Origin of the sequence: Aeromonas sp. SG16, from assembly GCF_024436135.1 — a bacterium.
GTDB classification, from domain to species: domain Bacteria; phylum Pseudomonadota; class Gammaproteobacteria; order Enterobacterales; family Aeromonadaceae; genus Aeromonas; species Aeromonas jandaei.
On record NZ_JANFNW010000002.1, the window covers coordinates 284436 to 308683 of the forward strand.

Here is a 24248-nt window from a genome sequence, read left to right on the forward strand (position 1 = left end):
GGATTTTCAATCACACTTCGAGACTTTTTCATGAGCGATATCCTCTCCCGCCACCGTCAACTGTGTGAGCTGCTTACCGAATATGGTCATCAGTACTATGTGCTGGATAACCCGACGGTACCGGATGCCGAATACGACCGTCTGATGCGCGAGCTGATCGCGCTGGAGGCTGACCACCCCGAGCTGAAAACCCCGGCTTCCCCGAGCGTGCGGGTCGGTGGCCAGCCGCTGACTGCCTTCAGGCAGGTGCGTCACGAGATCCCCATGCTGAGTCTGGATAACGTCTTTAGCAGCGAAGAGCTGCTGGCCTTTGAACAGCGGATGAGCGATCGCCTCAAGCGTGAAGTGCGTTTCGAGTTCTGCTGCGAGCCCAAGCTGGATGGCCTGGCGGTGAGCCTGCTCTATGTGAATGGTCAGCTGGTGCAGGCCGCTACCCGGGGCGATGGCGCGACCGGTGAGGAGATCACCGAGAACGTGCGTACCATCAAGGCCATTCCGCTCGCATTGCGGGGCTCTGATTGGCCCGAGCGGCTTGAGGTGCGTGGCGAAGTCTTTATGCCCAAAGCCGGTTTCGAGGCGATGAACGCCAAGGCGCTGGCCGCAGGCGAGAAGGTGTTCGTCAACCCGCGTAACGCCGCCGCCGGCAGCCTGCGTCAGCTCGATTCACGTATCACAGCCAGCCGTCCCCTGAGCTTTTACGCCTACGGCGTCGGTGTCGGCGGCGAGCAGCTCGGTGGCTCTCACTTCGGTCGCCTCAATCAGCTCAAGGAGTGGGGGCTACCGCTTAGTCCCGAGGTGAAACTCAAAGAGGGGGCTGCCGGTTGTCAGGCGTTCCACGACGACATTCTGGCCCGCCGTGGCGAGCTGCCTTACGAGATCGACGGCGTGGTCTACAAGGTGGATGCCATCGCTCTGCAGGAGGAGCTCGGCTTTGTGGCCCGCGCGCCGCGCTGGGCGACCGCCCACAAGTTCCCGGCGCAGGAGGAGATGACCCTGCTTGAGAACGTCGAGTTTCAGGTTGGCCGTACCGGCGCCGTGACGCCGGTGGCCAAGCTCAAACCGGTGTTTGTCGGCGGCGTGACTGTCTCCAACGCCACTTTGCACAACGCCGACGAGATCGAGCGCCTTGGCGTCATGGTCGGTGATACCGTGATCGTGCGCCGGGCAGGGGACGTGATCCCGCAGATCGTGGCCGTGGTAGAGGCACAGCGCCCTGTTGATGCGCGGGAAATTCGCTTCCCGACCGAGTGCCCTGTCTGTGGCTCGGCAGTAGAGCGGCTGGAAGGAGAGGCGGTTGCCCGCTGCTCCGGCGGCCTGTTCTGCGAGGCGCAGTGCAAGGAGGCGATCAAGCACTTTGCCGCCCGTCGCGCCATGGATGTGGACGGCCTTGGCGACAAGATTGTCGAGCAGCTGGTAGACAAGGGGCTGGTGAAGACTCCCGCAGATCTGTTCAGCCTCAATGCCATCCAGCTGGCAGGTCTTGAGCGGATGGGGCAAAAATCGGCCCTCAATCTGGTAGCCGCCATCGATGCGGCCCGCAGCACCACCCTGCCGCGCTTCCTGTTTTCTCTGGGGATCCGCGAAGTAGGGGAGGCGACTGCGCTCAATCTTGCCAACCACTTCCTTACCCTGGATGCCCTGCGTGCAGCCTCGGTGGAGCAGCTGCTCGAAGTGGCCGATGTGGGCGATGTGGTGGCCAAGCATGTCTACTACTTCTTGCGTCAGCCCCATAACGTGGAGGTGCTGGAAGCCTTGCTGGCTGCCGGCATCAACTGGCCAGCTATCGAGAAGAAAGAGGCCGCGGAGCAACCCTTTGCCGGCAAAACCTTCGTGCTGACCGGCACCTTGACCACCTTGTCGCGCAACGATGCCAAGGCGGCACTGCAGGCGCTGGGCGCCAAGGTAGCTGGTTCTGTGTCTGCCAAGACCGATGTGCTGGTCGCGGGGGAGGCGGCTGGATCCAAGCTCGCCAAGGCGCAGGAGTTGGGGATCACCGTCTGGAGCGAAGAGGAGCTGCAACAGGCGTTGCAGGGCTGAGTGGCCCGCAAGCTGAGATAAAAAGAGAACCCGGCATGGCCGGGTTCTCTTTTATTGGGTGTTATTCACGCCAGAGGATCTTGTTGCGCCACTTCTCCGGCACTGTGAGGTGCCAGCGGGCGACTTCGCTCTTGCTGAAGACATACTCGCCACGCAGGGCCGCCCGGGGGGAGAGGGTTTTAGGCAGCGCTCCCGCCAGTATGTTGTTGATGAGCGCCGCCGCCTGTAACCCCTGATCCTTGCCATCGAGCACCAGACCACCGATGGCCATCCCTTTGCCGACGGTGAACTCCCAGAAGCAGAAAACCGGCACCGGACTGTGCCGGCTGGTCCACTCCAGTACCGTTTTCTCATTCACATGCTTGCCATTTTCATCCAGCAGCGTGTGGTAGAGACCGAGGAAGATGGCGCCATAGCCGTTTTTCTTGCTGTTGAGTACCGCCTCCTGCCAGAGGTCATACTCGCCGAGCAGCTGACTGTAGACCCGGGTCTGGCCGACGCGCAGCTCGGTCTGGGTTTTGAACTCATCCTCGATGGCGGTGAGGGCCACATTGCTGGAATCAAACAGTACCAGTGCTTTGCTGAGACCGCCCATCATCTGGCTCATCTCGCTGATATTGCGTTTGAGCAGCGGGCGTTCCAACACTCCGGTGATTTTGGGGTGGCCGACAAAGCCCTTGAGCCGGGGATTTTCGTTCATGCCGAGAAAGACGACGGGGGTACCGAGGGACGAGATCTCGCTGGCGAGATAGTTGATGGCGTTGTCATCGCCGAGCACCACAATATCCGGTTTGCTCTTGAGGTAGAAAGCGATTGCCTGTTGGGCGATCCCGTCGAACTCTTCCCGTGGCCGGCGCTTGGTATCCATGTAGAAGTGGTTGATCTGGTGTTTCTCCTTGAGACCATCTACCAGCCCCTGGTTGTAACTGATGTCCCACAGATAGTCGGGGTGGTAGCTGCTGATCACCAGTATGCGGGCTGCCCACACAGGCAGGGAGAGGGTAGTCAGCAGTAGCAGCAAGAGGGATTTACGCATAGGGTGTCCTGTGTCGAACCGTCGTCTCTACCCGCTCAGTATGAGTGGTTTTGCTTGGCACTGTCACGCCGCCATCCAGAGTGTTTATTGCGAATTTTTTTCTGCTTGGGCAGATCGGACGCCAGCCCGCACCACCGTTGAGGATGGCCTTGTTTGAGGCTTTTATTGGTTGGTCGTGAACTGTCCCACTCGCTGTAAAACCTGTTTTGGATCAATAAATGACTACCTGCTTTGGTGCCTAATAGACACCACATATAGGGCTGCATTCATTTTAAATACCTATATGTTGTGTTATTAAGCTGTGTATAAGCTGTTCCCTTCCTCTCTTCAGCCCAGGCTTGTCAAGCCTCGGCTGAATTTGTTTGCGTCTAGGACGAGACGTTGGAGGGGAACCAACAAGGGTAAGCCCAGAGCAGATTGCCTGGCCTTTTAACGGGGAAAATTCATGAAACCGGTTGTGATCAAACGTGACGGCTGTCGCGCACCATTCAATGCCCAGTTGATTAGCGAGGCGGTCAGTCGTGCTGCGGAAGCGGTCAATCAGGCCAATCCGGCACTGGCACAGCGTATCTCAAGCGCGGTGAGTCAGGAGCTGGAGGGGCGTGGTGAGGTTGATATCCACGAGATCCAGCGTCTGGTTGAAAACCACCTGATGGCCTCCGATGACAAGGTCATTGCCCGCGCCTATATCGAATATCGTCACGATCGGGATCAGGCCCGCGAGGCGCGCGGTCGTCTGGCGCAGGAGATCCGTGGTCTGGTCGAGCAGACCAACGCGGCCCTGCTCAACGAGAACGCCAACAAGGACTCCAAGGTGATCCCGACCCAGCGCGACCTGCTGGCCGGTATCGTCGCCAAGCACTATGCCACCAGCCACATGCTGCCCCGTGATGTGGTTCAGGCCCACGAGAGCGGCGATCTGCACTTCCACGATCTCGACTACTCCCCTTTCTTCCCGATGTTCAACTGCATGTTGATCGATCTGCAGGGGATGCTGACTCACGGCTTCAAGATGGGCAATGCGGAGATCGATACCCCGAAATCGATCAGCACCGCCACTGCGGTCACCGCCCAAATCATCGCTCAGGTGGCGAGCCACATCTATGGTGGCACCACCATCAACCGCATCGATGAAGTGCTGGCCCCCTATGTGACCATCAGCTGGCAGAAGCACCGTGAAGTGGCCGAAGAGTGGGGCATTGCCGATGTAGAAGCCTATGCCATGGCCCGCACCGAGAAAGAGTGTTACGACGCCTTCCAGTCGCTGGAGTATGAAGTCAACACTCTGCACACTGCCAACGGTCAGACCCCGTTTGTTACCTTCGGCTTTGGCCTGGGTGACAGCTGGCAGTCGCGGATGATCCAGCGCGCCATCCTCAGCAACCGCATCGCCGGCCTTGGCAAGAACAAGAAGACCGCCGTGTTCCCGAAACTGGTGTTCGCCATCAGGGATGGTCTCAACCACAAGCAGGGCGATCCCAACTACGACATCAAGCAGCTGGCGCTGGAGTGCGCTTCCAAGCGGATGTACCCGGATATCCTCAACTACGACCAGGTAGTGAAGGTGACCGGCTCCTTCAAGACCCCCATGGGCTGCCGCTCCTTCCTCGGTGCCTACGAGGAGAATGGCGAGCTGATCCACGAAGGTCGCAACAACCTCGGCGTGGTGAGCCTCAACCTGCCACGCATTGCCCTGAAATCCCGCGATGAAGCGGACTTCTGGGACAAGCTGGACGCAGCCCTGCGGGTGGCCAAGAAGGCGCTGATGTATCGCATCGAACGTCTTGACGGGGTCAAGGCTCGGGTCGCTCCCATCCTCTATATGGAAGGTGCTTGCGGTGTGCGTCTCAAGGCCGATGACAACGTCAGCGAGATCTTCAAGAACGGCCGCGCCTCCATCTCCCTTGGCTACATCGGGGTACACGAGACCATCAACGCTCTGTTTGGTGACTCGGTACACCTGTTCGACAGCGCCGAGTTGCAACAGAAGGCCATCGCCATCATCGAGCGCCTCAAGGCCGCGACCGATGAGTGGAAGGAGGAGACCGGCTACGGCTTCAGCCTCTACTCGACCCCGAGCGAGAACCTCTGCTCCCGCTTCTGCCGCATCGATGCCAAAGAGTTTGGCGTGGTGCCTGGTGTGACAGACAAGGGCTACTACACCAACAGCTTCCACCTCGATGTGGAGAAGCAGGTCAACCCCTACGACAAGCTGGACTTCGAGGCGCCCTATCCGCCCATCGCCAGCGGCGGCTTCATCTGCTACGGCGAGTACCCCAACATTCAGCACAATCTGGAAGCGCTCGAAAACGTCTGGGATTACAGCTATGACAAGGTGCCCTACTACGGTACCAATACGCCCATCGACGAGTGCTACGACTGCGGCTTTACCGGCGAGTTCGAGTGCACCTCCAAGGGCTTTACCTGCCCGCGCTGCGGCAACCACGACCCCGCTAAGGTGTCGGTGACCCGCCGTGTCTGCGGCTACCTCGGCAGCCCGGATGCCCGCCCCTTCAATGCGGGCAAGCAGGAAGAGGTGAAGCGCCGCGTCAAACATATGTAAGCGCTGCAATGATGAAGAGCTGGCCCCTGACTCAAGGGGCCATTTTCATTGGAGGGCGGCAGTCATGCCGCAGTCCCGTGAACAAGGCAGGAAACAAGCGATGTACTACCACCAATACTATCCGGTCGATGTGATCAACGGCCCCGGCACCCGTGCCACCCTGTTTGTCTCGGGCTGCGAACATCAGTGCCCCGGCTGCTACAACCAGAGCACCTGGCGCCTTGACGGCGGCAAGCCGTTCGATGAGGCGATGAGCGATCGCGTCATTGCGGATCTCAACGACAGCCGCATCAAGCGGCGCGGGCTCTCGCTCTCCGGCGGCGATCCGCTCCACCCGGCCAACGTTCCTGATGTGTTGGCGCTGGTGAAACGGGTGCGTGGCGAGTGTCCCGGCAAGGATATCTGGTGCTGGACCGGTTACCTGCTGGGCGAACTCACTGCAGCTCAACGGGAGCTGGTAGCTCTGCTTGATGTGCTGGTGGATGGCAAGTTTGAGAAGGAGTTGGCGGATCCCGGTTTGCTTTGGCGTGGCAGCAGCAACCAGCAGATCCATAACCTCAATGCCTGGCGTGAGGGCGGGGAGCACATCCCCTGTCTGTTTGCCTCCTGAGTCCGGCATTATGCCGGGTTAACTTTCGCCAACTTGATGTTTTCAGGGCCAATCTTCACAGATTGGCCCTTTGTTTATGTCCAGCTCGGGTCTTTTTCGCTAGGATGGGTCACTGACCAGTGGACGGCCAGTCTGCTGACCAAGAGCAGAACAATAAACAACCAGCATGAGAGACGAAAAGGAGCTTGGCATGGGATGGAAAGCATTGTGGTTGGGGTGTGCCGTGTTGCTGCTGGCAGGATGCAGCTCCCGGCAGGAGGTCGCCGCTAACCGTACACCGATCGCGATTCCCCTCGAGCAGCTCTCCAGTTACTGGATTCAGGAAAACCGCCGTTCATTCTTTGGTGATGACGTGCCTGTCGTTGTGCCTGCCAAACCGGTCAGGGGATATGTGGATGTACGCTACCAGATCGATGCCGATGGTAACCCGATAAAACCAGAGATCGTCGCCGCCGAGCCGCCCGGAGAGCTGGAGCAGAGCGCGTTGGCAACCCTCTCACGGCTGCGCTACAGTCCGGCGGACAGCAATCCGGATGCCATTCCCGTGGTGGTGACCAACCGCTTTGAAATAGAGCTCAACTGATCCCCGAACAACCAAAAGAGAGACCCCGGCCTGGCCGGGGTCTCTTCTATTTACTGCTGTTTGCAGTTGTTGTAGACGATCTGCCAATCATCGTCCTGACCACGCATCTCGACAAACCCTTCATCCCCCTTGTTCCACCAGACGGCTTCACGCTCATCCGTATAGCGGGCGCCGGAGGCCGAGATGGCCTGCGGCAGGGTGTAATCCTTGCCGTCCGGTAGAGACAACTTGATAAAGCTGAGGCTCTCGTCGGAGAGGGAGAAGTAGCGCACCTGCACCTTCTTGCCCTGTTCACACTGATAGCTGACGGGGTTACCGCCGGTAACGGTGAGGGTATTGCCCTGATTGCAGCCGGCAAGCAGCGAGAGAGCCAGTGCCCCCGCGCTCATCATATGGACCTTGTTCATGGTTACAGCTCCCCTGATGTTATACGGTGGTGTCATACGGGCGTGAGCCTAACAGCTCAACGCTCTGCTGTAATCACTTTGTGCGAGGGTTGCGTCGATTGATGTCTGACTGGGGCAGAATGTGGCCGGAGCGCCTTTCAGCGTGCCCCGAGCCGGGTTTCAAACTGCTGCATTAGTGCCTCGTAGGTGCCGTTCATTTTGATCTTCTGCAGCCCCTTCTCGAACCGTCTGGCCATCTCTTCCCCTTGAGGGTGCTGGCGAGAGAAGGCGACCCAGAAGCCATCGGTAGAGAGCTTGCCAACCTTGACCACCTGCCCCGTCAGCGCTTTCTCCCGGATCTTGAGATAGCCCGGCATGCCGTTCATCAGGATGTAGTCGACTCGGCCCCGTGCCAGCATATCGAGGATCTGGGCGTCGGATTTGGCCTGAAAACGGGCAATCTGCGGATCTGTCATAAAGTTGGTGGGGTAGGTGTAACCAAGGGTGATGCCGACCCGTTTGCCCTTGAGAGAGGCGAGGTCTAGGTCCCGACGTGGCTCGCTGGCAAGGGCAAAGATGGCGAGATCCTCGCTGAACATGGGAGTCTTGTGCCAAAAGTACTGGTCGCGATTCTCATCCGTGATGGTGGCATCGAAGCAGCCTGCCAGCTGGTCGCTCTTGGCATCGTGCATGCAGCGGGCAAAGGGGAGGGTTCGAAAGGCGACCTCGATACCTTCGGTGGCGAATACCGCCCGAACCAGCTCGGGTGCCAGCCCTTGCGGCTGACCCGTCTCCCTGTTCAGCACGCTGTAGGGGGCCCAGTCATCTTCGGCGCCAATCAGCAATGGTGCTGCGCCGGTCTGGCTTGCCGCCAGCCAGAGCCCCCCTGCCAACCATTTTCCCCACCCTGCGACCATAGCGCGGCTCCTCACCCATACATTGCAGCTCTACAAGCATAGCTAGCGTCCTTGCTCCGCCTGGTCAAGGTGGTTAGTGGCGTTCGAGTACGCCAACCGTCAGCAGCCGAAGCGGGTTGCCTCAAAGCGGTTGAGTAATTGGTGCACCAGATAGCAGATCAGCAGGGTGGCCACGATGGCAAAGAGGATGCTGCTGACCCGGTAGAGCGCACTGAATACCAGATCGTTTCCCGGCGTCAGATATTGACCGAACAGGATGCCGAGGGTGGTCAGGGCACCAAAACCGACGCCGGAACCGCTCGCCTCCTTCACATGGGCATGGCTGAACAGCATGGCGCCGAGCCAGAGCAGCGGAGCCACCAGCAGCAGTTGACCCGACCAGTCATAGAGCAGCAACTGGCCAAGCAGACCGAAGGTGACACCGAGCAAGGTGCCCATGGCCCGTTTGCGGGCGTAGTTCAGCGCCCCGTTCCAGTGCATGGGAAAGAGCACCAGCAGGGTGGTGGCTTGCGCCGACATGGAGTCACGCAGATCAAACACCTGAAACACCAGAAACGAGAGGGTGGCGACCGTTGCTCCCAGCAGAGCCTCATGGCGCATCCGGTGCGGTGCCTTGGGGGCAGGGGCTGGTTTGGGGCGCGCCTCCACATCCGGTATCAGGGCCGTCATCAGGTAGGCGATCAACACCGACAGCACGCTGGCCAAGAGGTTATTGAAGATGAGGTCGTTGAGGTCGGTCTGCGGATAGCTGGCAAAGTGGAGCATGATGCTGAGGCTCAGCACACCGTTGGCACCAAACAGGAACAGGCTGCCCCGCGACATGGCGGCAAAGCGGTAGAGAAACAGCAGAAAGGCGATGGGGGTCATCAGCCCGGGGTGGCTGCCGAACAGCCCCCCCAACAGAGCCACCTCCACCCCGCAGATGGCTGCCGCAGCGATCAGCTGGCGCGCGGCATGACCATTCATCACCGGCACCATGCCAAGCAGCAGCACGGGGGTAACCGTGTAGAAGACCCCGTAATTCCAGCCACACAGCTTGCAGAGCAGAAAGCCGGTGGTGCAGCCAAAGGCGATACGCAGACACTGGCGCAGCTCGTTACCGGTCAGGGGGCGATGCCACAGATGGGTTGTGGCTGGACTGGGTGACGCAGCTTGATTAGTAGACATAGTGCAGCAGGCTGAGCAGATGGATCTGGGCACGAGCCAGCATGGCGGTCAGCGGGTTGTCCGGCAGCAGTTGTACCGTGGCCCGGGCACCGGCGGGGAGATGGGATGGGAGATCATCCAGCTCCAGATGCAGGCGCATCCGCTGGGCATCCCGTACCCAGCGATCCGATTCGACCGGAGCGGCCAGCCGACCGTTGGCATCAAACTGACCGGCGCTCACACCCGCATCGAGACTGCTGACGCGGGCGGGATAGAGCTGGCCCGGTTCGCCATCGAAGGCGACCAGCGCCCTGGTCTGGTCACCAACGTGGCGCAGACTCTTTTCACGAAAATCGGCAATGACATCAACTTGTTCCGACACCAGCGCCAGCAGTGGATTGCCTGCACTGGCGATGCTGCCTGGCTTGAGTTGCAGGTTGGTGATGGTACCGTCCTGATCCGCATGTACCTGGCTGTAAGCCAGTGCCAGCTCGGCTTGCGCCAGCTTGTTGCGAGCCTGGCGCAGCAGCAGGTTGTCATCCCCGGTCAAGCCACGGCTGGTCTCAAGCTGGGTCAGCTTCGCCTTGCTGGCACGCAGACTGGCCTGTGCACTGCGCAGGGCACTGTCTGCCTCATCTTTTTGCTGCAGCGAGACCATGCGACGTTGGAACAGAGCATTGATCCGCTCAGCTTCACGCCACTTCTGGCTGGCCAGCGTCTCCTTGGCATAGAGCTCGGCATTGGCGGCACTGAGGGCCGCATCCAGCTCGCTGTTCTGCTGCTCTGCTTGCGCCAGGGCAAGACGGGCCTGCTCGACCGCCAGCTCGAAGGGAACCGGGTCCAGCCTGAAGAGCAGGTCGCCTTTTTTGACCTGCTGGTTGTTGTGTACCGCTACTTCGACCACCTTGCCGCTCACTTGCGGGGCCAGCTTGGTGACAACCCGAGTGGCCATGGCCTGCGGGGTGAGTGGCATCAGCAGGTCTGCCATCAGAAAGTAGGCAAAGAGGGCGGTAAAGCCGGCCATGGACCATTTGATCCAGCGGCTGAATTGTTGATCCGGGGTCATTTTATTCCTCTGCGGGTTGTGCATCGGGCGGGGTGCTCTGCCCACCGTTCTCGTTGTGTGTTTCAATCTTGCTCAGGGCATTGGCCGAGATGCGCTGCACCGTCGCCTCAAACAGACTTAGAGTCTCTTCGTCGATACCGGCCAGCAGCTCTCTGCGAATATTCATGATGCGGTTGGCGATCTGGTCGAGCAGGGTCTGGCCGGTGGGAGTGACCGAGACGATGCGGGCCCGTTTGTCCTGACTGCAGCAGTGGCGTTCGATCAGCCCCTGCTCTTCCAGCTGGCCGAGGGTACGCATCAGGGAGGGGAGCTCGATTTCGAGGGCGTCGGCAAGGGTCTTCTGGCTGACATGGTTGCCCATGCGGGAGAGCTTCCAGAGCGCAGTCCAGCGCGGGTGGGTCAGGCCAAGGGGGGCCAGTTCCAGATCGGCGGCGGTACGCCACAACCGGTGCATGCGTGCGATTTGCTCGGCGAGCGACAGTTCGCGCAACCTCTCCAGATCCGTCATCCCTTGTTCCTCACTCACATAAAATTGTTAGCATGCTAACCATTATCGTTTGTTTAGCAGGCTAAGTAAATAGTGTGATGCAGATCTCTTTTTCAGCTGATGACAGCAAATCGTGAACGGGTGGGGCTTGATTGGAACTTCTTGGCTGTGGCGTGACCGGAGCCGGGGGAAAAGGGGAAGAGCGAAAATATGTGACGAAATACCGTAATAATTTCGAGGCTATTTTCAGAAAATATCTGTACCGCTCGCGCAGCGTATTTTTTATCCGCTAATATTGATGAGGTTATAAAACAGGGAGAGACGGGTTGTGGATGGCTATGACAGTGGATGTGTATATCTGGCAATAGAAGCTCTGCTGAGTGATGGAGAATATGGTGCAGAGTCCCATTATGGTGTGAGTCGGGAGGGGCCCAATAAGGGCGCCAGCAAGCATGTCGATATCTGCCATGATTTTGACCCTGCCAATATTCCATTGCTGCTGATGGAATAGATCTGACCACGTGTAGTCCTTGTGAGTTCAAGCCGGTGCCGATGTATGCACTGGCTTGGCTCATCACTCTATATCGATATTCCCCTTTCCTGATGTTGGCCAAGCCGCCAGTTTTTGCGATGCCTTGCTCTTGCTGCGTCTCTGTGGCCATAGCCACGGATGACTGCGGCGAGGCTGGTCGACAGGCTCCGACCCCGACCATATGTTTCACTGCCAGCGTAGATTATTTGCCCACAGGGTTTGTCATCCGGTTCTGCTATTTTCACCGACTCCTCTGCTTATCCCGATCCACAAGCCGGGATGGGCTGGAAAATAATTGTCCGGTTTGTTCGCTTGAGCTTCATATAACGCCCGCTTGCCATACAGGATGTATGACATTTGTTCGAGGCGTGACGTTTAAGTTTTTAATGTTTTTATATGGCTTTGCAGTCTGGCTAACCGACAGGGGTGAGGGGGATCAATAAAGTAGCGGCCACAATCACACGCAGAGTCCATAACAATGAAAAACCTCTCTACCCTACCAACCACACAAGAAAAGGCCGCTTTTATGGGTGGCCACCAAATTGCCGGTATGCCGCTCTTTATATTTCTCGGGCTGGCGACCTGCGTTCTCTTTTCCGGCTGGAACGGCTCGCTGCCGCTCGGCATGGTCGGTGCGCTGGCGCTGATGTTTGTGCTGGGCACCCTGCTGACCGAGTTGGGCGAGCGGATCATGCCGATCCGCGAATATCTGGGTGGTGGCACTATCCTCGCCATCTTCGGCGGTGCCGCCCTGTTTGAATATCAGTTGCTGCCGGTGCAGGCGGGGCAGGTCATCACCAACTTCATGAAGGAGGGGGGCTTTCTCAACTTCTTTATCGCCAGTCTGGTGACCGGTTCGGTGTTCGGCATGAGCGGCGCTTTGCTGAAAAATGCCGCCATGCGCTACCTGCCGGTCATTCTTGGTGGCGTCGCACTGGCGCTGCTGAGCGTGGGGCTGGTCGGTTCCCTGATGGGATATGGCTTCAAGAATGCGGTGCTGCTGATCGGCCTGCCCATCATGGGCGGTGGCATGGGCGCTGGCGCGGTGCCTTTGGTGGAGATCCTCTCCGGCCCGATGCAGATGTCCAGTGCGGATCTCTTGTCACGCATGGTACCGGCGGTGGTGATCGCCAATACCCTGGCCATTTTGGTGGGTTCCCTGCTGGCGCGCCTTGGTCGCCGTTACCCTTCCCTGACCGGCAACGGCAAGCTGATGGTCAAAGAGAATAGTCAGAGCATTGCTGACGAGCAGGCCGAAGCGCCGACCCTGCAGAGTCTCGGTATGGGCCTTTTCATCAGCTCCAGCATGTTTGTGCTGGGCTCCCTGCTTGGTAACTTTATCCCCATGCACCCCTTCGCCCTGATGATTTTGGCTGTCGCCTTTATCAAGGTGAGCGGTTTGCTGCCGCGCCGTTATGAGCAGGCGGCAGCCGACTGGTATCAGTTTGTGGTGAGCAACCTCACCCCCTCACTGCTGGTGGGGATCGGCGTCGCCTATACCAGTATTCCCGAGCTCATCAGCGCCTTCTCCATCAGCTACTTCGTGCTGGTCATGGTCACCGTGATTGGCGGCGCCCTCGGTGCTGCGTTGGTCGGCAAGCTGATCGGCTTCTATCCCATCGAGGCGGCCATCACAGGCGGGCTCTGCATGGCCAACATGGGGGGCACCGGCGATGTGGCCGTGCTCTCGGCGGCCCAGCGCATGAAGCTGATGCCCTTTGCCCAGATCTCCTCCCGTCTCGGCGGTGCCGTGATGCTGATTTTGGCGACCGCGCTTATCTCCCTGCTTGCCTGATACCGGATTGAGGAACAAACAAGATGAACGACATCATGATGGGCACCAGCCTGCCCTATGCCGAACGCAAGCGTCAGGGTGTACGCGGCCGCATGCCGCACAAGGAGGAGTCCCTCTCCCAGCAGCGGCGCCGGATCTACCGATTGGTCAGCGCCATGCAGAGTCCGTTTGACCAGCATCTGCTGCTGCGCCAGCTGCAGGAGGACAACCCGGTGCTCTTCTACGATCTGGTGCGCCACCACCTGCCGGAGCTGCTGCCGATCATCTACACCCCGGTGGTGGGGGAGGCGTGCCAGCGCCACAGCGACCTCTATCTGCGCAGCCACGGCCTCTACCTCTCCTGGCACGACAGGGACGATCTTGACGACATCCTTGAGTCGGTGGAGCAGGAGGTGGATGTGATAGTCATCTCCGACGGTGAGCGGGTGCTGGGGCTCGGCGATCTCGGTATCGGCGGCATGGGGATCTGTATCGGCAAGCTGGCGCTCTACTCCGCCGCGGGTGGCATCAACCCGGCACGGACCCTGCCGCTCTGCGTCGATATGGGCACCAACAATCCCGAGCTGCTGGAGGATGACTCCTACCTCGGCTGGCAATCCCCGCGCATCGACGGCGAGAGCTACTACCACTTCATGGACAAGGTGGTGGCCGCCATTCGCAAGCGCTGGCCGCAGGTGGTGCTGCAGTTTGAAGACTTTGCCGGCAAGCACGCCGCCAACCTGCTGGCCCGCTATCGCGACGAGCTCTGCATGTTCAACGACGACATTCAGGGGACGGCGGCAGTAGCCTCCGCCTGCGTGCTGGCCGGGTTGCAACAGGCGGGCACGGCCCTGTGCGATGCCCCGGTGCTGATCGTCGGGGCGGGCTCGGCCGGTTGCGGCATTGCCGCCATGCTGGCCCAGCTGGCGGGGAGTCATGACGGCGTCTGGCTGTTTGATCAGGATGGGGTGGTCTGCTGCGATCGTCCCAACCTGACCCGCGCCCAGCAGCCGTTTGCCCGCGCCGTGGAGGAGGGTAACAGCTCGCTGCTGGAGACCATCCGCCAGGTGCGACCGGCGGTCTTGATTGGCGTGAGTGGTCAGGGGGGCCTCTTTACCCGCGAGGTGTTGCAGGCGATGGGGGAGGTGTGCGATCAGCCGGTGATCCTGCCGCTCTCCAACCCGACCCGCAGCGCCGAGGCCACCCCCGAGCAGGTGTGGGCCGCCACAGATGGCCGCGCCCTGCTGGCCACCGGCAGCCCGTTTGCGCCGGTGACGGTGGCCGGTGAGCGGCGGGTGGTCTCCCAGTGCAACAACGTCTATGTCTTCCCGGGGATTGGTCTCGGGGCCTGCGCAGTGAAGGCGCGCCGTATCAGCGATGGCATGTTGCTGGCCGCGGTACGGGCGGTCGGTGCCTATCCGCTGTTGGCGGGTCGGTTGCTGCCTCCCATCGAACAGGTGGGGGAGGTGGCTCGCGCCGTCGCCAGAGCGGTAGCGCTCTGCGCCCGTGAGGAGGGGCTGGCAGATTTTGCCGGTGATCCGGCACCTTTGATTGACCAGACCTGGTGGCATCCGCACTATTGGGTGGCTTCCTGACGTTGCAAGGTCCGTGCATGAAACTTCGCCACCAGCTGGTTACCCTCTCCCTTGGGCTCTCCCTGCTGCTCATCATCATTCTGGGCAGCCTGCTCGCGCTCTTTATCCGCCACCTGCTGGAGAGCAATCTGGAGGAGAAGGGGGGCGATCTGGCCCGCATCATGGCGGCTGACAGCCGGGTGGTGGCGGCGCTGCATCAGGGGAGCGAGCCTGCGCTGCGCGATTACATGGAGGAGGTGTGCCGCCGTACCGATGCCGCCTATATGGTGGTGACCGACGAGCATGGCCGTCGTCTCAGCCACCCCAACTCCGCTCTGGTGGGGGGACAGTTTCGCGGTGAGGATCTCTGGCCTGCGATCCACGAGCGGCGCAGCTACTGCTCGCGCGACATGGGGACCATGGGGCCGGCGATCCGCTGCTTCTCCCCGGTGGTGGGGGCTGACGGGCGCGCCATGGGGGCCGTGGTGGTCGGCTACCTGATGCAGCAGGTGGAGGGCATCTACATGGAGCGAATTGCCCTGCTCATCAGCGCCATCGGCGCCGTCTTTGGTTGCGGCCTGCTGCTGGCGCTCTGGGTGCAATATCTGCTGCGCAAGACTCTGCTTGATCTGGAGCCGGAGGCGATCGTCCGCCGCTTCACCCTGCAGGATTTGGTGCTCGAGCAGATCGCCGAAGGGGTGATTGCGCTGGATGGCCGCGGCCACATCGCCATGATCAACAGCACCGCCATCTATCAGCTGCGGCTGCCTGCCACCGGTCGTCACGCCCTGCAAGGGCAGGCGCTGGCCGAGCTGGTGCCACCGCTCGCGCCCGTACTCGAGCAGGAGGGCGAGGTGGCCTTCACCATTCAGGGCGAATCGTTCGTCGGTCGCTGGCAGGTGGTGCATGGCAAGGAGCCAGGGCGTCTCCTGATCTTCAGTCGTCCCGAAGTGGCGACCAGTCTGGGGGTGCAGGTCACCCACCTGCGCCAGTACGCCGAGATGCTGCGGATGCAGAGCCACGAGTTTGCCAACAAGCTGAGCAGTCTCTCCGGCCTGCTGCAACTGGGCCATGTGGATCAGGCGGTCGAGCTTATCCAGCAGGAGAACGAGGCGTGCCAGACCCTGCTGCAGGAGCTGCTGGAACTTATCGACAACAAGCCGGTGGCCGGTCTTATCCTCGGCAAGTTCAGCCGGGCGCGCGAACTGGGGGTCACGCTTGAGCTCGATCCCGATTCGGCGCTCGGCGAGTATCCGGCCGCCGTCTCGGCCGATCTCATCACCCTCATCGGCAACCTGCTGGACAACGGTCTGCAGGCGGCCTGGCGCAATCGTCAGCAGTGTCCGCCGCGGGTACTGCTTTCGCTGTGCGATGTGGGGCGCCGGTTGGTGATCGAGGTGGAGGATAGCGGCGAGGGGGTGGACGAGGATCTGGCCGATCACCTGTTCGATTACGGGGTGAGCCGCCAGAGCGGTGATCATGGCGTAGGACTCTTTCTGGTCAAGGAAACCGTGGGGCGCTACGAGGGTGTGATAGAATGGCGCCGAACTGTCGAGCAGACCACCCTGTTTGGCATCTACCTGAATAAAAACAAATTAATGTGAGCCATGGATCCAATACTCACCCTTGTTATTGAAGATGACGATCGGATTGGTGCCATCTTGTCCGAGCTGGTGGCCTCCACCTCCGGTTTCTCCCTGCTGGGGCGGGCCGGTACGCTGGCCCAGGCCGATGCCATGATGGCCGGCGTGGTGCCGCAGCTGCTGCTGGTGGATATCTCCCTGCCTGACGGCTCCGGCCTTGAGTGGGTGAGCCGCCTGCGCAGCCACAACCGCGAGGCCTATGTGATCATGGTGACTGCCTCGCGTGATGTGGAGACCATCCAGCAGGCGCTCAATCTCGGGGTGCATGACTACATCATCAAGCCGCTGCGGCTGTTTCGCATTCAGCAGAGTCTCGACGAAATCCTGCAACTGCATCAGAAGCTCTCCGAGCCGGGACGGCTGGAGCAGGAGGATCTCGATCGCCTGCTCGGCAAGGGCCGTGCCCAACCCAAGGAGGTACGTACTACTCCCAAGGGGATCGACAGCATTACCCTGCGTCAGGTGCTCGATCTGCTTGCTGCGGAGCCCGAGAGCGTCTTCTCGACCGATACGGTAGCGCAGCGGTTGTCGCTGAGTCGCACCACGGCACGCCGTTATCTGGAGTATCTGGAGTCGGAAGATCGGGTGGATGTGGATCTCAACTACGGCCAGCGAGGGCGACCGGAGCGGCGCTACCGTTGGCGCCGGGCGGGGTGAAGCCGGTTCACAGTCGCCAGAACACGATAGAAATGAACAAGGGAGCCAGCGGCTCCCTTGTTGTTTTTGGCATGTTGCCCGTCAGGCCGCATTGCGCTCCGGCAGTGGGACACGCTTTTTCAGCTGGGAGATCATCACGCCCCCCAGAATAAGGCCGCCGCCCAGCAGGTGGTAGCCGTGGATCGGCTCACCCAGACCGACGACGGCGATAAGCGCCGTACAGAGTGGCATCAGGTTCATAAAGACCGATGTGCGCTCGGCGCCCATGCAGGCGAGGCCGCGCATCCAGCAGTAGGCCGCCAGCAGGGAGGAGGCGAGCCCGGCGAAGAGCACCAGTCCCCACCCTTCGGCCGGCACCGCCATCGAGTCGGCGCTGAGAGCGAGCGGCACCAGCAGCAGTACGGCCAGCAGGATCTGCATGTAGAGGTTGAGCCAGGGGCCGAAGGGGGGTTGCCAGCGGCGGATCAGCAGACCGTAGAGGGCATAGCTGGCGGAGCCGAGCAACATCATGCCATCCCCCGGGTTGATGCCGTTGTGCAGCAGAGCCAGCGGCTCGCCCTTGCCCAGCAGCCAGAGCACCCCGAACAGGGAGAGACTCATGCCGAGCAGCGCCTGTTTGCCTGGACGCTGGCCGAAGAAGAGCGCCCCTTGCAGCAGGGTGAGCAGTGGAATGAGGGAGCCGATCACCCCCATGTTGGTGGCGGAGGTGCTGTGAGCAGCGTAGTAGGCCAGACACTGGTAGAGCACCATACCGAGCGCCGCCAGCACCAGCAGCTTGCCGAGCCAGGGTCGAACCTCGCTGCGTCGCCGCCAGAGGGTGGGCAGACAGAAGGGGGTCAGCGCCAGGGCGGCGATCACCCAGCGATAGAAGGAGATGGCCGCGGGGTCGAGCACGCTGGCCGCCGCTTTGGAAACCACGGTATTGGTGGCCCAGATCAGTACCGCCATCAGCGGAAACAGGAGGGGGGAGAAGAGTCGCATCAAAGGCTCCTTGGAGTAGATGCGACAAGTTTAACCTTGTCTGTATGTTGTCAAGTAGCGTAAAACTGACAAACTATCCCGCAGAAAAGACAACTCCCCGTTATCTGTTGCAAGGCCAGCGCCACCGGTTAGGGTATGGCGCCGGCCTGATACGGGCCGAGATTGAACATCAGGCGGGTATAGAGGCAGGCATCGAGAGGAGAACGAAGAGACCATGACAAACCGGCACTACCATCCGGCAGACAGCGAGCTGCCAGCGCCCAATCCCCTCTACTTTCGCTACCAGCAGTTGCAGGCGGAGAACGTCATGGCGATGCACTCCCACCCCTGGGGGCAGCTCAGCATGATCAGTCTGGGGGTGATGGAGATGGGGCTGGCCAACCAGCGCTTGCAGGTGCCTGCCGACTACCTGATCTGGGTGCCGGCAGATCTGGATCACGCCGCCTACAACGAGCAGGCCCTCGACTACACCTCCATCTATGTCAGTCACGAGCTGGCCGCCCGCTTGCCGGCCGAGCCACGCCTGCTGCTGATGACGCCGCTCATCCGCGCCCTGCTCGCCGATTTTTGCGAGCGCAAGGTGGGCCATATGATGGATGAGTGGGATCAGCGTCAGGCCGAGCTGCTGGTGGCCAAGCTGACTCGTACCCGCTGTCAGGAGAGCTACCTGCCGATGAGTCAGGACAAACTGCTGGCCCCCATGCTGGCAGTGCTGCACAACGATCCGGCCGATCCCCGCACGCTGGCCCAGTGGGCGCAGCAGCTGCACACCACAGAGCGCACTCTGGCGCGCCGCTGTCTGCGCGAGCTCGGGATGAACTTCGGCCAGTGGCGGGCGCGGCTGCGGCTTATCAAGGCGCTGGCCTGGCTCAAGGGGGAGCTGCCCATTCAGGAGATCAGCTGGCGGCTCGGCTATGGCTCCACCTCCGCGTTCATTGCCATGTTCAACCGGGAGCTGGGCTGCTCGCCCCAGCGCTATCGGCAGCAATCACGAGGCAGTTCGCTGGCGGGAGTGCCGGGCAAAGAGTCGCGAACATCTTGATAAGCTACATGTTTATTGTCGTTATCGAGGGTATCATAGTGGCTTGTTTCGAGATTCCACGATGAGGCGCGGGCTATGTTGCCCGGCTTGATCCTGAGGTTTGTGTATCCATCCTGATGCCATGGGGTAAGCATGCTCGCTTCCGGTTCCCGTTTTGCCGAGTCCGTTTTTTGGTATCTGCTGGCATTGACAGGCTGTTCCATTCTGCTGTTTGAGTTCGGCCCCGAGCGGGTACTGGATATCAAAAACTGGCCCCACACCGTCGAAGTGACGCGGGCTCCCGGTGCGAGCGAAGCATCGGCCCGCTATGCCCCCTCGCTGGAAGGAGAGCCCGGCGTGAGCTGCACGCGCTCTGACGAGCCCAACACCTATCCCGGCTGCGGTTTGATCCTGACGCTTTCTGCTCCCGAGCAGGGGCTCAATCTCGGGCGTTTCAAGACCCTCCATGTGCGTCTGAGCGTGACCGGCGATGGCCAGCAGGATTGGCGCTTCTATCTGCGCAACTACAACCGGGCATCCAATATCCCCGGCGATCCCATGTCGTCCAAGTTCAACGAAATCATCTTCCGCCCCGCCGACTACGGCAGAAGCCATGAGGTGCCGCTCGACGTGTTTACCCCGGCCACCTGGTGGATCAAGCGCTACAAGGTGCCCTTGCAATTGCAGGGGCCTGATTTGAGCCGGGTCTACGCCATCGAGATTGCGGCGGGGTCCGACATGTCGGCGGGCGAGCACGGCGTGGTGATTGAAGAGCTGCAGTTTCATGGTGACTGGCTGGATGCCACCCTCTTCTACCGCCTGATCCTGCTGGTCTGGTTTCTCTATGGCTGCGCCACCTTTATGGTCAACCACCTGCATATGAAGCAGCGGCTGCGCCACGCCAATCGCGCCAAAGAGGAGGTGGAGGCGCTCAACCGCAGTCTGAGCGAAGAGAGCCGCCGCTCCCGCGAGCTGGCCTGTTACGATCCGCTCACCGGCGCCCTCAACCGTCTAGGCGGGGAGCGGCTGCTGGCCGATATCGGCGATCTGCCGTTTGCCTTCATCTATGTCGACGTGGATCACTTCAAGCAGATCAACGACACCCACGGTCATCCGGTGGGGGACGAAGTGCTCAAGCATCTGGTCAGCGAAATCCAGCTAAACAGCGATGCGCTCTGCCATCTGGTGCGCTGGGGGGGCGAGGAGTTCGTGCTGCTCTGCCTCCATTACGACCTGCTGCGGGCCTGTGCATTGGCCGAGCGGCTGCGTTCCCGGCTCGAAGAGTATCCCCACTGGCCCGCCTCCCTGCAGGTGACCGCCTCGTTCGGGGTGGCCGAACGAGCGGGAGATAGCCCGGAGCGGGTGCTCAAGCGGGCCGATGAGGCGCTCTATCAGGCCAAGAAGCGTGGCCGCAATCGGGTGGAAGCGCAGTGAGAGCGGGCAGCACGCCGTGTAGATCACCATTCGACAACTTCTTATAAAACGGGCAGAACCCTATGACAGGACAAACCATCGGGGCCTTGACCCTGCTGGTGGCAGATTACGACGAGGCCATCGCTTTTTTCACCGAGGGACTGGGGTTTGCGCTGTTGGAAGATACCCGGCTCGACGAGCCGGGCAAACCGGGCAAGCGCTGGGTACGGGTCGCTCCGGCTGGCAGCCAAGGCTCTGCGCTGTTGCTGGCCCGCGCCGCCAGTGAAGAGCAGCGTGCCGCCATCGGCAAGCAGGGCGGCGGGCGGGTATTTCTGTTTCTCGAGACCGATGACTTCTGGCGGGATTACCGGCGGATGCAGCAGTATGGTGTCCATTTTTGTGAACAGCCCCGTGACGAGCCTTACGGCACCGTAGTGGTATTTGAAGATATCAGTGGCAACCGCTGGGATCTGCTGCAACGGATATCTGCCAGTGGCATTTGAAAACGTTTATCATCCCGTCTGTCACAAAGTCATAAAAGTGTCACAGAAAATTCTAATAATTGGCGCACCCATCTTCACAGAGGAGAGAGAAGGGAATGGCTAAGCGAATTCTGGTGGTCGAGGACGAAGCACCGATCCGCGAAATGCTCTGTTTCGTGCTGGAACAGAAGGGATATGAGACGATTGAAGCGGAAGATTTTGCCGATGGACTGGCGAAGGTGCGCGAACCCTACCCGGAACTCATCGTGCTCGACTGGATGATGCCCGGTGGCAGCGGCATCCAGTTCATCAAGCAGCTCAAGCAGGATGAAGTGACCCGCCAGATCCCGGTGGTGATGCTGACCGCCCGCGGCGAGGAGGAGGACAAGGTCCGCGGCCTCGAAGCGGGGGCCGATGACTATATCACCAAGCCGTTCTCTCCCAAGGAGCTGACTGCCCGCCTCCATGCGGTGATGCGCCGCGTCTCTCCCACCTCGGTGGACGAGGTGATCGAGGTGCAGGGGCTCAAGCTGGATCCTGTTTCGCACCGGGTCAGCGCCGAAGAGAGAGCCCTCGACATGGGGCCAACCGAATTCAAGCTGCTCCACTTCTTCATGACCCACCCGGAGCGGGTCTACAGCCGCGAGCAGTTGCTCAACAATGTCTGGGGTACCAATGTGTACGTCGAGGACAGAACCGTGGATGTCCATATTCGCCGCCTGCGCAAGGCGATCGAAGAGACAGGGCACGATAGATTGATCCAGACGGTGCGTGGAGCCGGATACCGCTTCTCAACCCGTCTCTAGAGGCTGTTATGTTGCAACCCTACGCCTGGCGGCGACAGTTGTGGCGAATGGCATTTTTTTACGCGCCCTTCGCATTGGTTGGCTGGCTGATTGATCACCTTTCGCTCACTCTGCTGGTCGCTGCGTTGCTCCATCTTGGCTGGCACTACCGCTTCCAGAAGCGGCTGTCGGACTGGCTGTGGCACGATCGCAGCCTGGTTCCTCCCAACGGCAAAGGCAGTTGGGAGCACATCTTCAACGGCATTTACAAGTTGCAGCAGCGCCACCGCGCCCGGCGCCGCGAGCTGGCGGGCCTGATCCGCCGCTTTCGGGAAGGGGCCGAGGCGCTACCCGACGCGGCCGTAGTATTGCGCGATGATGGCAGCATCCTCTGGTGCAATCGGCTGGCGGAGCAGCTGCTCGGTTTTCGCTGGCCGGAAGATGCCGGTCAACATATCGGCAACCTGATCCGCAATCCGGCTTTTACCGCCTATCTGGCGAAACAGGCTTTTGACGAGCCATTGGAGATGCACTCCCCGGTCAACGAGGAGAAGTTTCTCGAGTTTCGCATCATGCCCTACGCCTCCGATCAGGCGATGCTGGTGGTGCGCGATGTCACCCGCTTGCGCAGTCTGGAGAAGACCCGCAAACACTTTGTCTCCAACGTCTCCCACGAGCTGCGCACGCCACTCACCGTGCTCAAGGGCTATCTGGAGATGACCGAGGAGCCGCCGCCGCCCGCCATGTGGGCCAAGGCACATCGGGTGATGATGGAGCAGACCATCCGGATGGACAATCTGGTCAATCAGCTGCTCACCCTGTCACGCATCGAGGCGGCTCCGAGCGTTGATCTCTCCCATCTGGTGGACATGCCCGCCATGCTGGGGCTGCTGGAGCAGGAGGCGCGGGCGCTCTCGGGCGAGCGGGCCCATCAGATCGAGTTCGTGGTGCAGCCCAATCTTCTGGTGCGCGGGGATCAGGAGCAGCTGCGCAGTGCCGTCTCCAACCTGGTCTACAACGCCATTCACTACACCCCGGCGGGGCGAAAAATTACCGTGGAGTGGCGCAAGCAGGGGGCGATGGCGCTGTTTTCAGTGCAGGATGAGGGGGAGGGGATCCCGCCCGAGCATCTGGCCCGGCTCACCGAGCGTTTTTATCGGGTGGACAAGGCGCGCTCGCGCCACACCGGTGGCTCCGGCCTCGGCCTTGCCATCGTCAAGCATGCTTTGAGCCACCACGACTGCCAGCTCGATATCGAGAGCCGGGTCGGCTTTGGCAGTCGCTTCAGCTTTCTCATCCCCTGCCGGATGGTGGTGATAAAATAGTCTTTTATGACAAGGTGTTAGATATACGGGAAGGGCTGCGTTGGCAGCCCTTTGCCATTTGGACAAAAGCGCCGCCATGTCATTAAAGTGTCACATTAAATCCATAAATTTGTCACTGCCAGGTCAGATACTGGCGCCGTTTTAAGAACGGACCTTCTGTAACTTTGGAGAGATTGGATGAAACTCAACAAACTGGCTGGTGTAATCGGATTCACCGCAGCAACCCTCTTTTCTGCCAGCACCCTGGCCTATGGTGTCGATAAAAACCTGCCGGAATACACCCCGACCAGCGGCATCTCGGGCAACCTGTCCTCTGTCGGCTCGGATACCCTCGCCAACATGATGACCCTGTGGGCTGAAGAATTTAAGCGCATGTATCCCAACGTCAACGTGCAGATCCAGGCTGCCGGATCCTCTACCGCGCCGACTGCCCTGACCGAGGGTGTTGCCCAGTTTGGCCCGATGAGCCGCGCCATGAAAGCCGGTGAAGAGGAAGCATTCGAGAAGCGCTACGGCTACAAGCCGACTGCCATCCGCGTTGCAGTCGATGCCCTGGCCGTATTCGTCAACAAGGACAACCCCATCAAGGGGCTGACCATGCCGCAGATCGACGCCATCTTCTCCAGCACCCTCAAGTGCGGTGAAGCCAAGGCGGCCAGCAAGTGGTCTGATCTGGGTCTGACCGGTAACTGGTCCGGCAAGGATCTGCAACTGTTCGGTCGCAACTCCGTATCCGGTACTTACGGTTACTTCAAGGAGCACGCCCTGTGTAACGGCGACTTCAAGAGCGGTGTGAACGAGCAGCCGGGTTCTGCCTCCGTGGTGCAGTCCGTCTCTGCCTCCCTGAACGGCATAGGTTACTCCGGCATCGGCTACGTCACCTCCGGCGTGCGTGCTGTTCCGCTCTCCAAGGATGGCAAGACCTTTATCGAAGCGAACGCTGACAACGCCATCACCGGCAAGTATCCGCTCTCCCGCTTCCTCTACGTTTACGTGAACAAGCACCCGAACAAGCCGCTCTCCCCGATGGAGCAAGAGTTCGTCAAGATGATGCTCTCCAAGGCGGGCCAGAATATCGTTGCCAAAGATGGCTACGTACCGGTACCGGCCAAGGTTGTACAGGCTGACCTGAAAAAACTGGGTATCAACTGACAGTTCGATATCCAGAGAGTGTAAAAACGAGCCCTGCGGGGCTCGTTTTGTTTTTGGTGACTGTCAATGTTGTTAATA

General features: G+C 60.4%; 22 protein-coding genes. 15 read left to right on the plus strand and 7 right to left on the minus strand.

Translation table 11 applies throughout. The features are described 5' to 3' along the window. Positions 1-30 precede the first annotated feature (30 nt). A complete protein-coding gene (gene ligA, locus NOM67_RS08420) occupies positions 31-2037 on the plus strand; it encodes an NAD-dependent DNA ligase LigA (RefSeq protein WP_255935777.1) in 2007 nt (668 codons plus the stop codon). Positions 2038-2098: 61 nt separating this feature from the next. Here ligA and NOM67_RS08425 read toward each other — a convergent pair whose 3' ends face one another. After that, the gene (locus NOM67_RS08425) at positions 2099-3073 is read right to left on the minus strand and encodes an ABC transporter substrate-binding protein (RefSeq protein ID WP_104015425.1); all 975 of its coding nucleotides are present in this window, start codon (positions 3071-3073) and stop codon (positions 2099-2101) included. A 445-nt stretch (positions 3074-3518) separates the two neighbouring features. Here NOM67_RS08425 and nrdD point away from each other — a divergent pair, with 445 nt between their 5' ends. From nrdD to NOM67_RS08440, 3 genes are all read left to right on the plus strand, one after another. Then, a complete protein-coding gene (nrdD, locus tag NOM67_RS08430; RefSeq protein WP_041208156.1) occupies positions 3519-5636 on the plus strand; it encodes an anaerobic ribonucleoside-triphosphate reductase in 2118 nt (705 codons plus the stop codon). Between the two features lie 100 nt (positions 5637-5736). Next, the gene (gene nrdG / locus NOM67_RS08435; protein WP_255935782.1) at positions 5737-6246 is read left to right on the plus strand and encodes an anaerobic ribonucleoside-triphosphate reductase-activating protein; all 510 of its coding nucleotides are present in this window, start codon (positions 5737-5739) and stop codon (positions 6244-6246) included. A 190-nt stretch (positions 6247-6436) separates the two neighbouring features. Next, positions 6437-6829 (plus strand): energy transducer TonB, encoded by a 393-nt coding sequence (locus NOM67_RS08440; protein WP_041208157.1) that lies wholly within the window; start codon positions 6437-6439, stop codon positions 6827-6829. 50 nt (positions 6830-6879) lie between these two features. On the opposite strand, the gene NOM67_RS08445 is transcribed toward NOM67_RS08440, so the two are convergent. The 5 genes from NOM67_RS08445 to slyA all read right to left on the minus strand — a co-directional run bounded on the left by NOM67_RS08445 (position 6880) and on the right by slyA (position 10852). Beyond that, on the minus strand, positions 6880-7236 hold the full coding sequence (locus tag NOM67_RS08445; RefSeq protein ID WP_042032947.1) for an MliC family protein: 357 nt from the start codon (positions 7234-7236) through the stop codon (positions 6880-6882). A gap of 137 nt (positions 7237-7373) precedes the next feature. Next, positions 7374-8132, minus strand: a complete 759-nt coding sequence (locus NOM67_RS08450; RefSeq protein ID WP_255935791.1) for an ABC transporter substrate-binding protein — start codon at positions 8130-8132, stop codon at positions 7374-7376. A 99-nt stretch (positions 8133-8231) separates the two neighbouring features. Beyond that, positions 8232-9299, minus strand: coding sequence for a DUF2955 domain-containing protein (locus tag NOM67_RS08455; RefSeq protein WP_050490033.1), 1068 nt, complete (start codon positions 9297-9299; stop codon positions 8232-8234). After that, a complete protein-coding gene (locus NOM67_RS08460) occupies positions 9289-10344 on the minus strand; it encodes an HlyD family secretion protein (protein ID WP_201930217.1) in 1056 nt (351 codons plus the stop codon). Before NOM67_RS08460 ends, NOM67_RS08455 begins: the two co-directional genes overlap by 11 nt. A gap of 1 nt (position 10345) precedes the next feature. Beyond that, the gene (slyA, locus tag NOM67_RS08465; RefSeq protein WP_041208161.1) at positions 10346-10852 is read right to left on the minus strand and encodes a transcriptional regulator SlyA; all 507 of its coding nucleotides are present in this window, start codon (positions 10850-10852) and stop codon (positions 10346-10348) included. A gap of 307 nt (positions 10853-11159) precedes the next feature. Here slyA and NOM67_RS08470 point away from each other — a divergent pair, with 307 nt between their 5' ends. The 5 genes from NOM67_RS08470 to NOM67_RS08490 all read left to right on the plus strand — a co-directional run bounded on the left by NOM67_RS08470 (position 11160) and on the right by NOM67_RS08490 (position 17011). Further along, entirely contained in the window at positions 11160-11342 is a 183-nt protein-coding gene (locus NOM67_RS08470) for a hypothetical protein (protein WP_236764995.1), read from the plus strand. 499 nt (positions 11343-11841) lie between these two features. Then, positions 11842-13158, plus strand: coding sequence for a 2-hydroxycarboxylate transporter family protein (locus NOM67_RS08475; protein ID WP_071912144.1), 1317 nt, complete (start codon positions 11842-11844; stop codon positions 13156-13158). A gap of 23 nt (positions 13159-13181) precedes the next feature. Beyond that, on the plus strand, positions 13182-14732 hold the full coding sequence (locus NOM67_RS08480) for an NAD-dependent malic enzyme (protein ID WP_255935813.1): 1551 nt from the start codon (positions 13182-13184) through the stop codon (positions 14730-14732). Between the two features lie 17 nt (positions 14733-14749). Continuing rightward, a complete protein-coding gene (locus NOM67_RS08485) occupies positions 14750-16315 on the plus strand; it encodes an ATP-binding protein (RefSeq protein WP_071912140.1) in 1566 nt (521 codons plus the stop codon). A 3-nt stretch (positions 16316-16318) separates the two neighbouring features. Beyond that, positions 16319-17011, plus strand: coding sequence for a response regulator (locus NOM67_RS08490; protein WP_041208165.1), 693 nt, complete (start codon positions 16319-16321; stop codon positions 17009-17011). 81 nt (positions 17012-17092) lie between these two features. On the opposite strand, the gene NOM67_RS08495 is transcribed toward NOM67_RS08490, so the two are convergent. Next, positions 17093-17992: a DMT family transporter gene (locus NOM67_RS08495; protein WP_033115760.1), complete on the minus strand. Its 900-nt coding sequence runs from the start codon at positions 17990-17992 to the stop codon at positions 17093-17095. Between the two features lie 214 nt (positions 17993-18206). Here NOM67_RS08495 and NOM67_RS08500 point away from each other — a divergent pair, with 214 nt between their 5' ends. From NOM67_RS08500 to NOM67_RS08525, 6 genes are all read left to right on the plus strand, one after another. Next, a complete protein-coding gene (locus tag NOM67_RS08500) occupies positions 18207-19034 on the plus strand; it encodes a helix-turn-helix transcriptional regulator (RefSeq protein ID WP_255935817.1) in 828 nt (275 codons plus the stop codon). Between the two features lie 132 nt (positions 19035-19166). Next, positions 19167-20447, plus strand: a complete 1281-nt coding sequence (locus NOM67_RS08505) for a GGDEF domain-containing protein (protein WP_104015415.1) — start codon at positions 19167-19169, stop codon at positions 20445-20447. A gap of 62 nt (positions 20448-20509) precedes the next feature. Then, the gene (locus NOM67_RS08510; protein ID WP_041208172.1) at positions 20510-20929 is read left to right on the plus strand and encodes a VOC family protein; all 420 of its coding nucleotides are present in this window, start codon (positions 20510-20512) and stop codon (positions 20927-20929) included. Between the two features lie 95 nt (positions 20930-21024). Continuing rightward, positions 21025-21714: a phosphate regulon transcriptional regulator PhoB gene (phoB, locus tag NOM67_RS08515; protein WP_033115756.1), complete on the plus strand. Its 690-nt coding sequence runs from the start codon at positions 21025-21027 to the stop codon at positions 21712-21714. Positions 21715-21722: 8 nt separating this feature from the next. Next, positions 21723-23018 carry a phosphate regulon sensor histidine kinase PhoR gene (gene phoR, locus NOM67_RS08520; RefSeq protein WP_255935835.1) on the plus strand — a complete coding sequence of 432 codons (1296 nt, stop codon included), beginning with the start codon at positions 21723-21725 and terminating at the stop codon, positions 23016-23018. Between the two features lie 177 nt (positions 23019-23195). Beyond that, a complete protein-coding gene (locus tag NOM67_RS08525) occupies positions 23196-24170 on the plus strand; it encodes a PstS family phosphate ABC transporter substrate-binding protein (RefSeq protein WP_215803331.1) in 975 nt (324 codons plus the stop codon). Positions 24171-24248 lie beyond the last annotated feature (78 nt).

Bases quoted from the DNA above. Each gene is read 5' to 3' on its own strand.
- slyA (WP_041208161.1), bottom strand. From the start codon at position 10,852: ATGACGGATCTGGAGAGGTTGCGCGAACTGTCGCTCGCCGAGCAAATC.
- NOM67_RS08485 (WP_071912140.1), top strand. From the start codon at position 14,750: ATGAAACTTCGCCACCAGCTGGTTACCCTCTCCCTTGGGCTCTCCCTG.
- phoB (WP_033115756.1), top strand. From the start codon at position 21,025: ATGGCTAAGCGAATTCTGGTGGTCGAGGACGAAGCACCGATCCGCGAA.
- NOM67_RS08450 (WP_255935791.1), bottom strand. From the start codon at position 8,132: ATGGTCGCAGGGTGGGGAAAATGGTTGGCAGGGGGGCTCTGGCTGGCG.
- NOM67_RS08510 (WP_041208172.1), top strand. From the start codon at position 20,510: ATGACAGGACAAACCATCGGGGCCTTGACCCTGCTGGTGGCAGATTAC.
- NOM67_RS08425 (WP_104015425.1), bottom strand. From the start codon at position 3,073: ATGCGTAAATCCCTCTTGCTGCTACTGCTGACTACCCTCTCCCTGCCT.
- NOM67_RS08490 (WP_041208165.1), top strand. From the start codon at position 16,319: ATGGATCCAATACTCACCCTTGTTATTGAAGATGACGATCGGATTGGT.
- NOM67_RS08505 (WP_104015415.1), top strand. From the start codon at position 19,167: ATGCTCGCTTCCGGTTCCCGTTTTGCCGAGTCCGTTTTTTGGTATCTG.
- nrdD (WP_041208156.1), top strand. From the start codon at position 3,519: ATGAAACCGGTTGTGATCAAACGTGACGGCTGTCGCGCACCATTCAAT.
- NOM67_RS08440 (WP_041208157.1), top strand. From the start codon at position 6,437: ATGGGATGGAAAGCATTGTGGTTGGGGTGTGCCGTGTTGCTGCTGGCA.
- NOM67_RS08525 (WP_215803331.1), top strand. From the start codon at position 23,196: ATGAAACTCAACAAACTGGCTGGTGTAATCGGATTCACCGCAGCAACC.
- NOM67_RS08500 (WP_255935817.1), top strand. From the start codon at position 18,207: ATGACAAACCGGCACTACCATCCGGCAGACAGCGAGCTGCCAGCGCCC.
- NOM67_RS08445 (WP_042032947.1), bottom strand. From the start codon at position 7,236: ATGAACAAGGTCCATATGATGAGCGCGGGGGCACTGGCTCTCTCGCTG.
- NOM67_RS08475 (WP_071912144.1), top strand. From the start codon at position 11,842: ATGAAAAACCTCTCTACCCTACCAACCACACAAGAAAAGGCCGCTTTT.
- phoR (WP_255935835.1), top strand. From the start codon at position 21,723: ATGTTGCAACCCTACGCCTGGCGGCGACAGTTGTGGCGAATGGCATTT.
- nrdG (WP_255935782.1), top strand. From the start codon at position 5,737: ATGTACTACCACCAATACTATCCGGTCGATGTGATCAACGGCCCCGGC.
- NOM67_RS08455 (WP_050490033.1), bottom strand. From the start codon at position 9,299: ATGTCTACTAATCAAGCTGCGTCACCCAGTCCAGCCACAACCCATCTG.
- NOM67_RS08495 (WP_033115760.1), bottom strand. From the start codon at position 17,992: ATGCGACTCTTCTCCCCCCTCCTGTTTCCGCTGATGGCGGTACTGATC.
- ligA (WP_255935777.1), top strand. From the start codon at position 31: ATGAGCGATATCCTCTCCCGCCACCGTCAACTGTGTGAGCTGCTTACC.
- NOM67_RS08460 (WP_201930217.1), bottom strand. From the start codon at position 10,344: ATGACCCCGGATCAACAATTCAGCCGCTGGATCAAATGGTCCATGGCC.
- NOM67_RS08480 (WP_255935813.1), top strand. From the start codon at position 13,182: ATGAACGACATCATGATGGGCACCAGCCTGCCCTATGCCGAACGCAAG.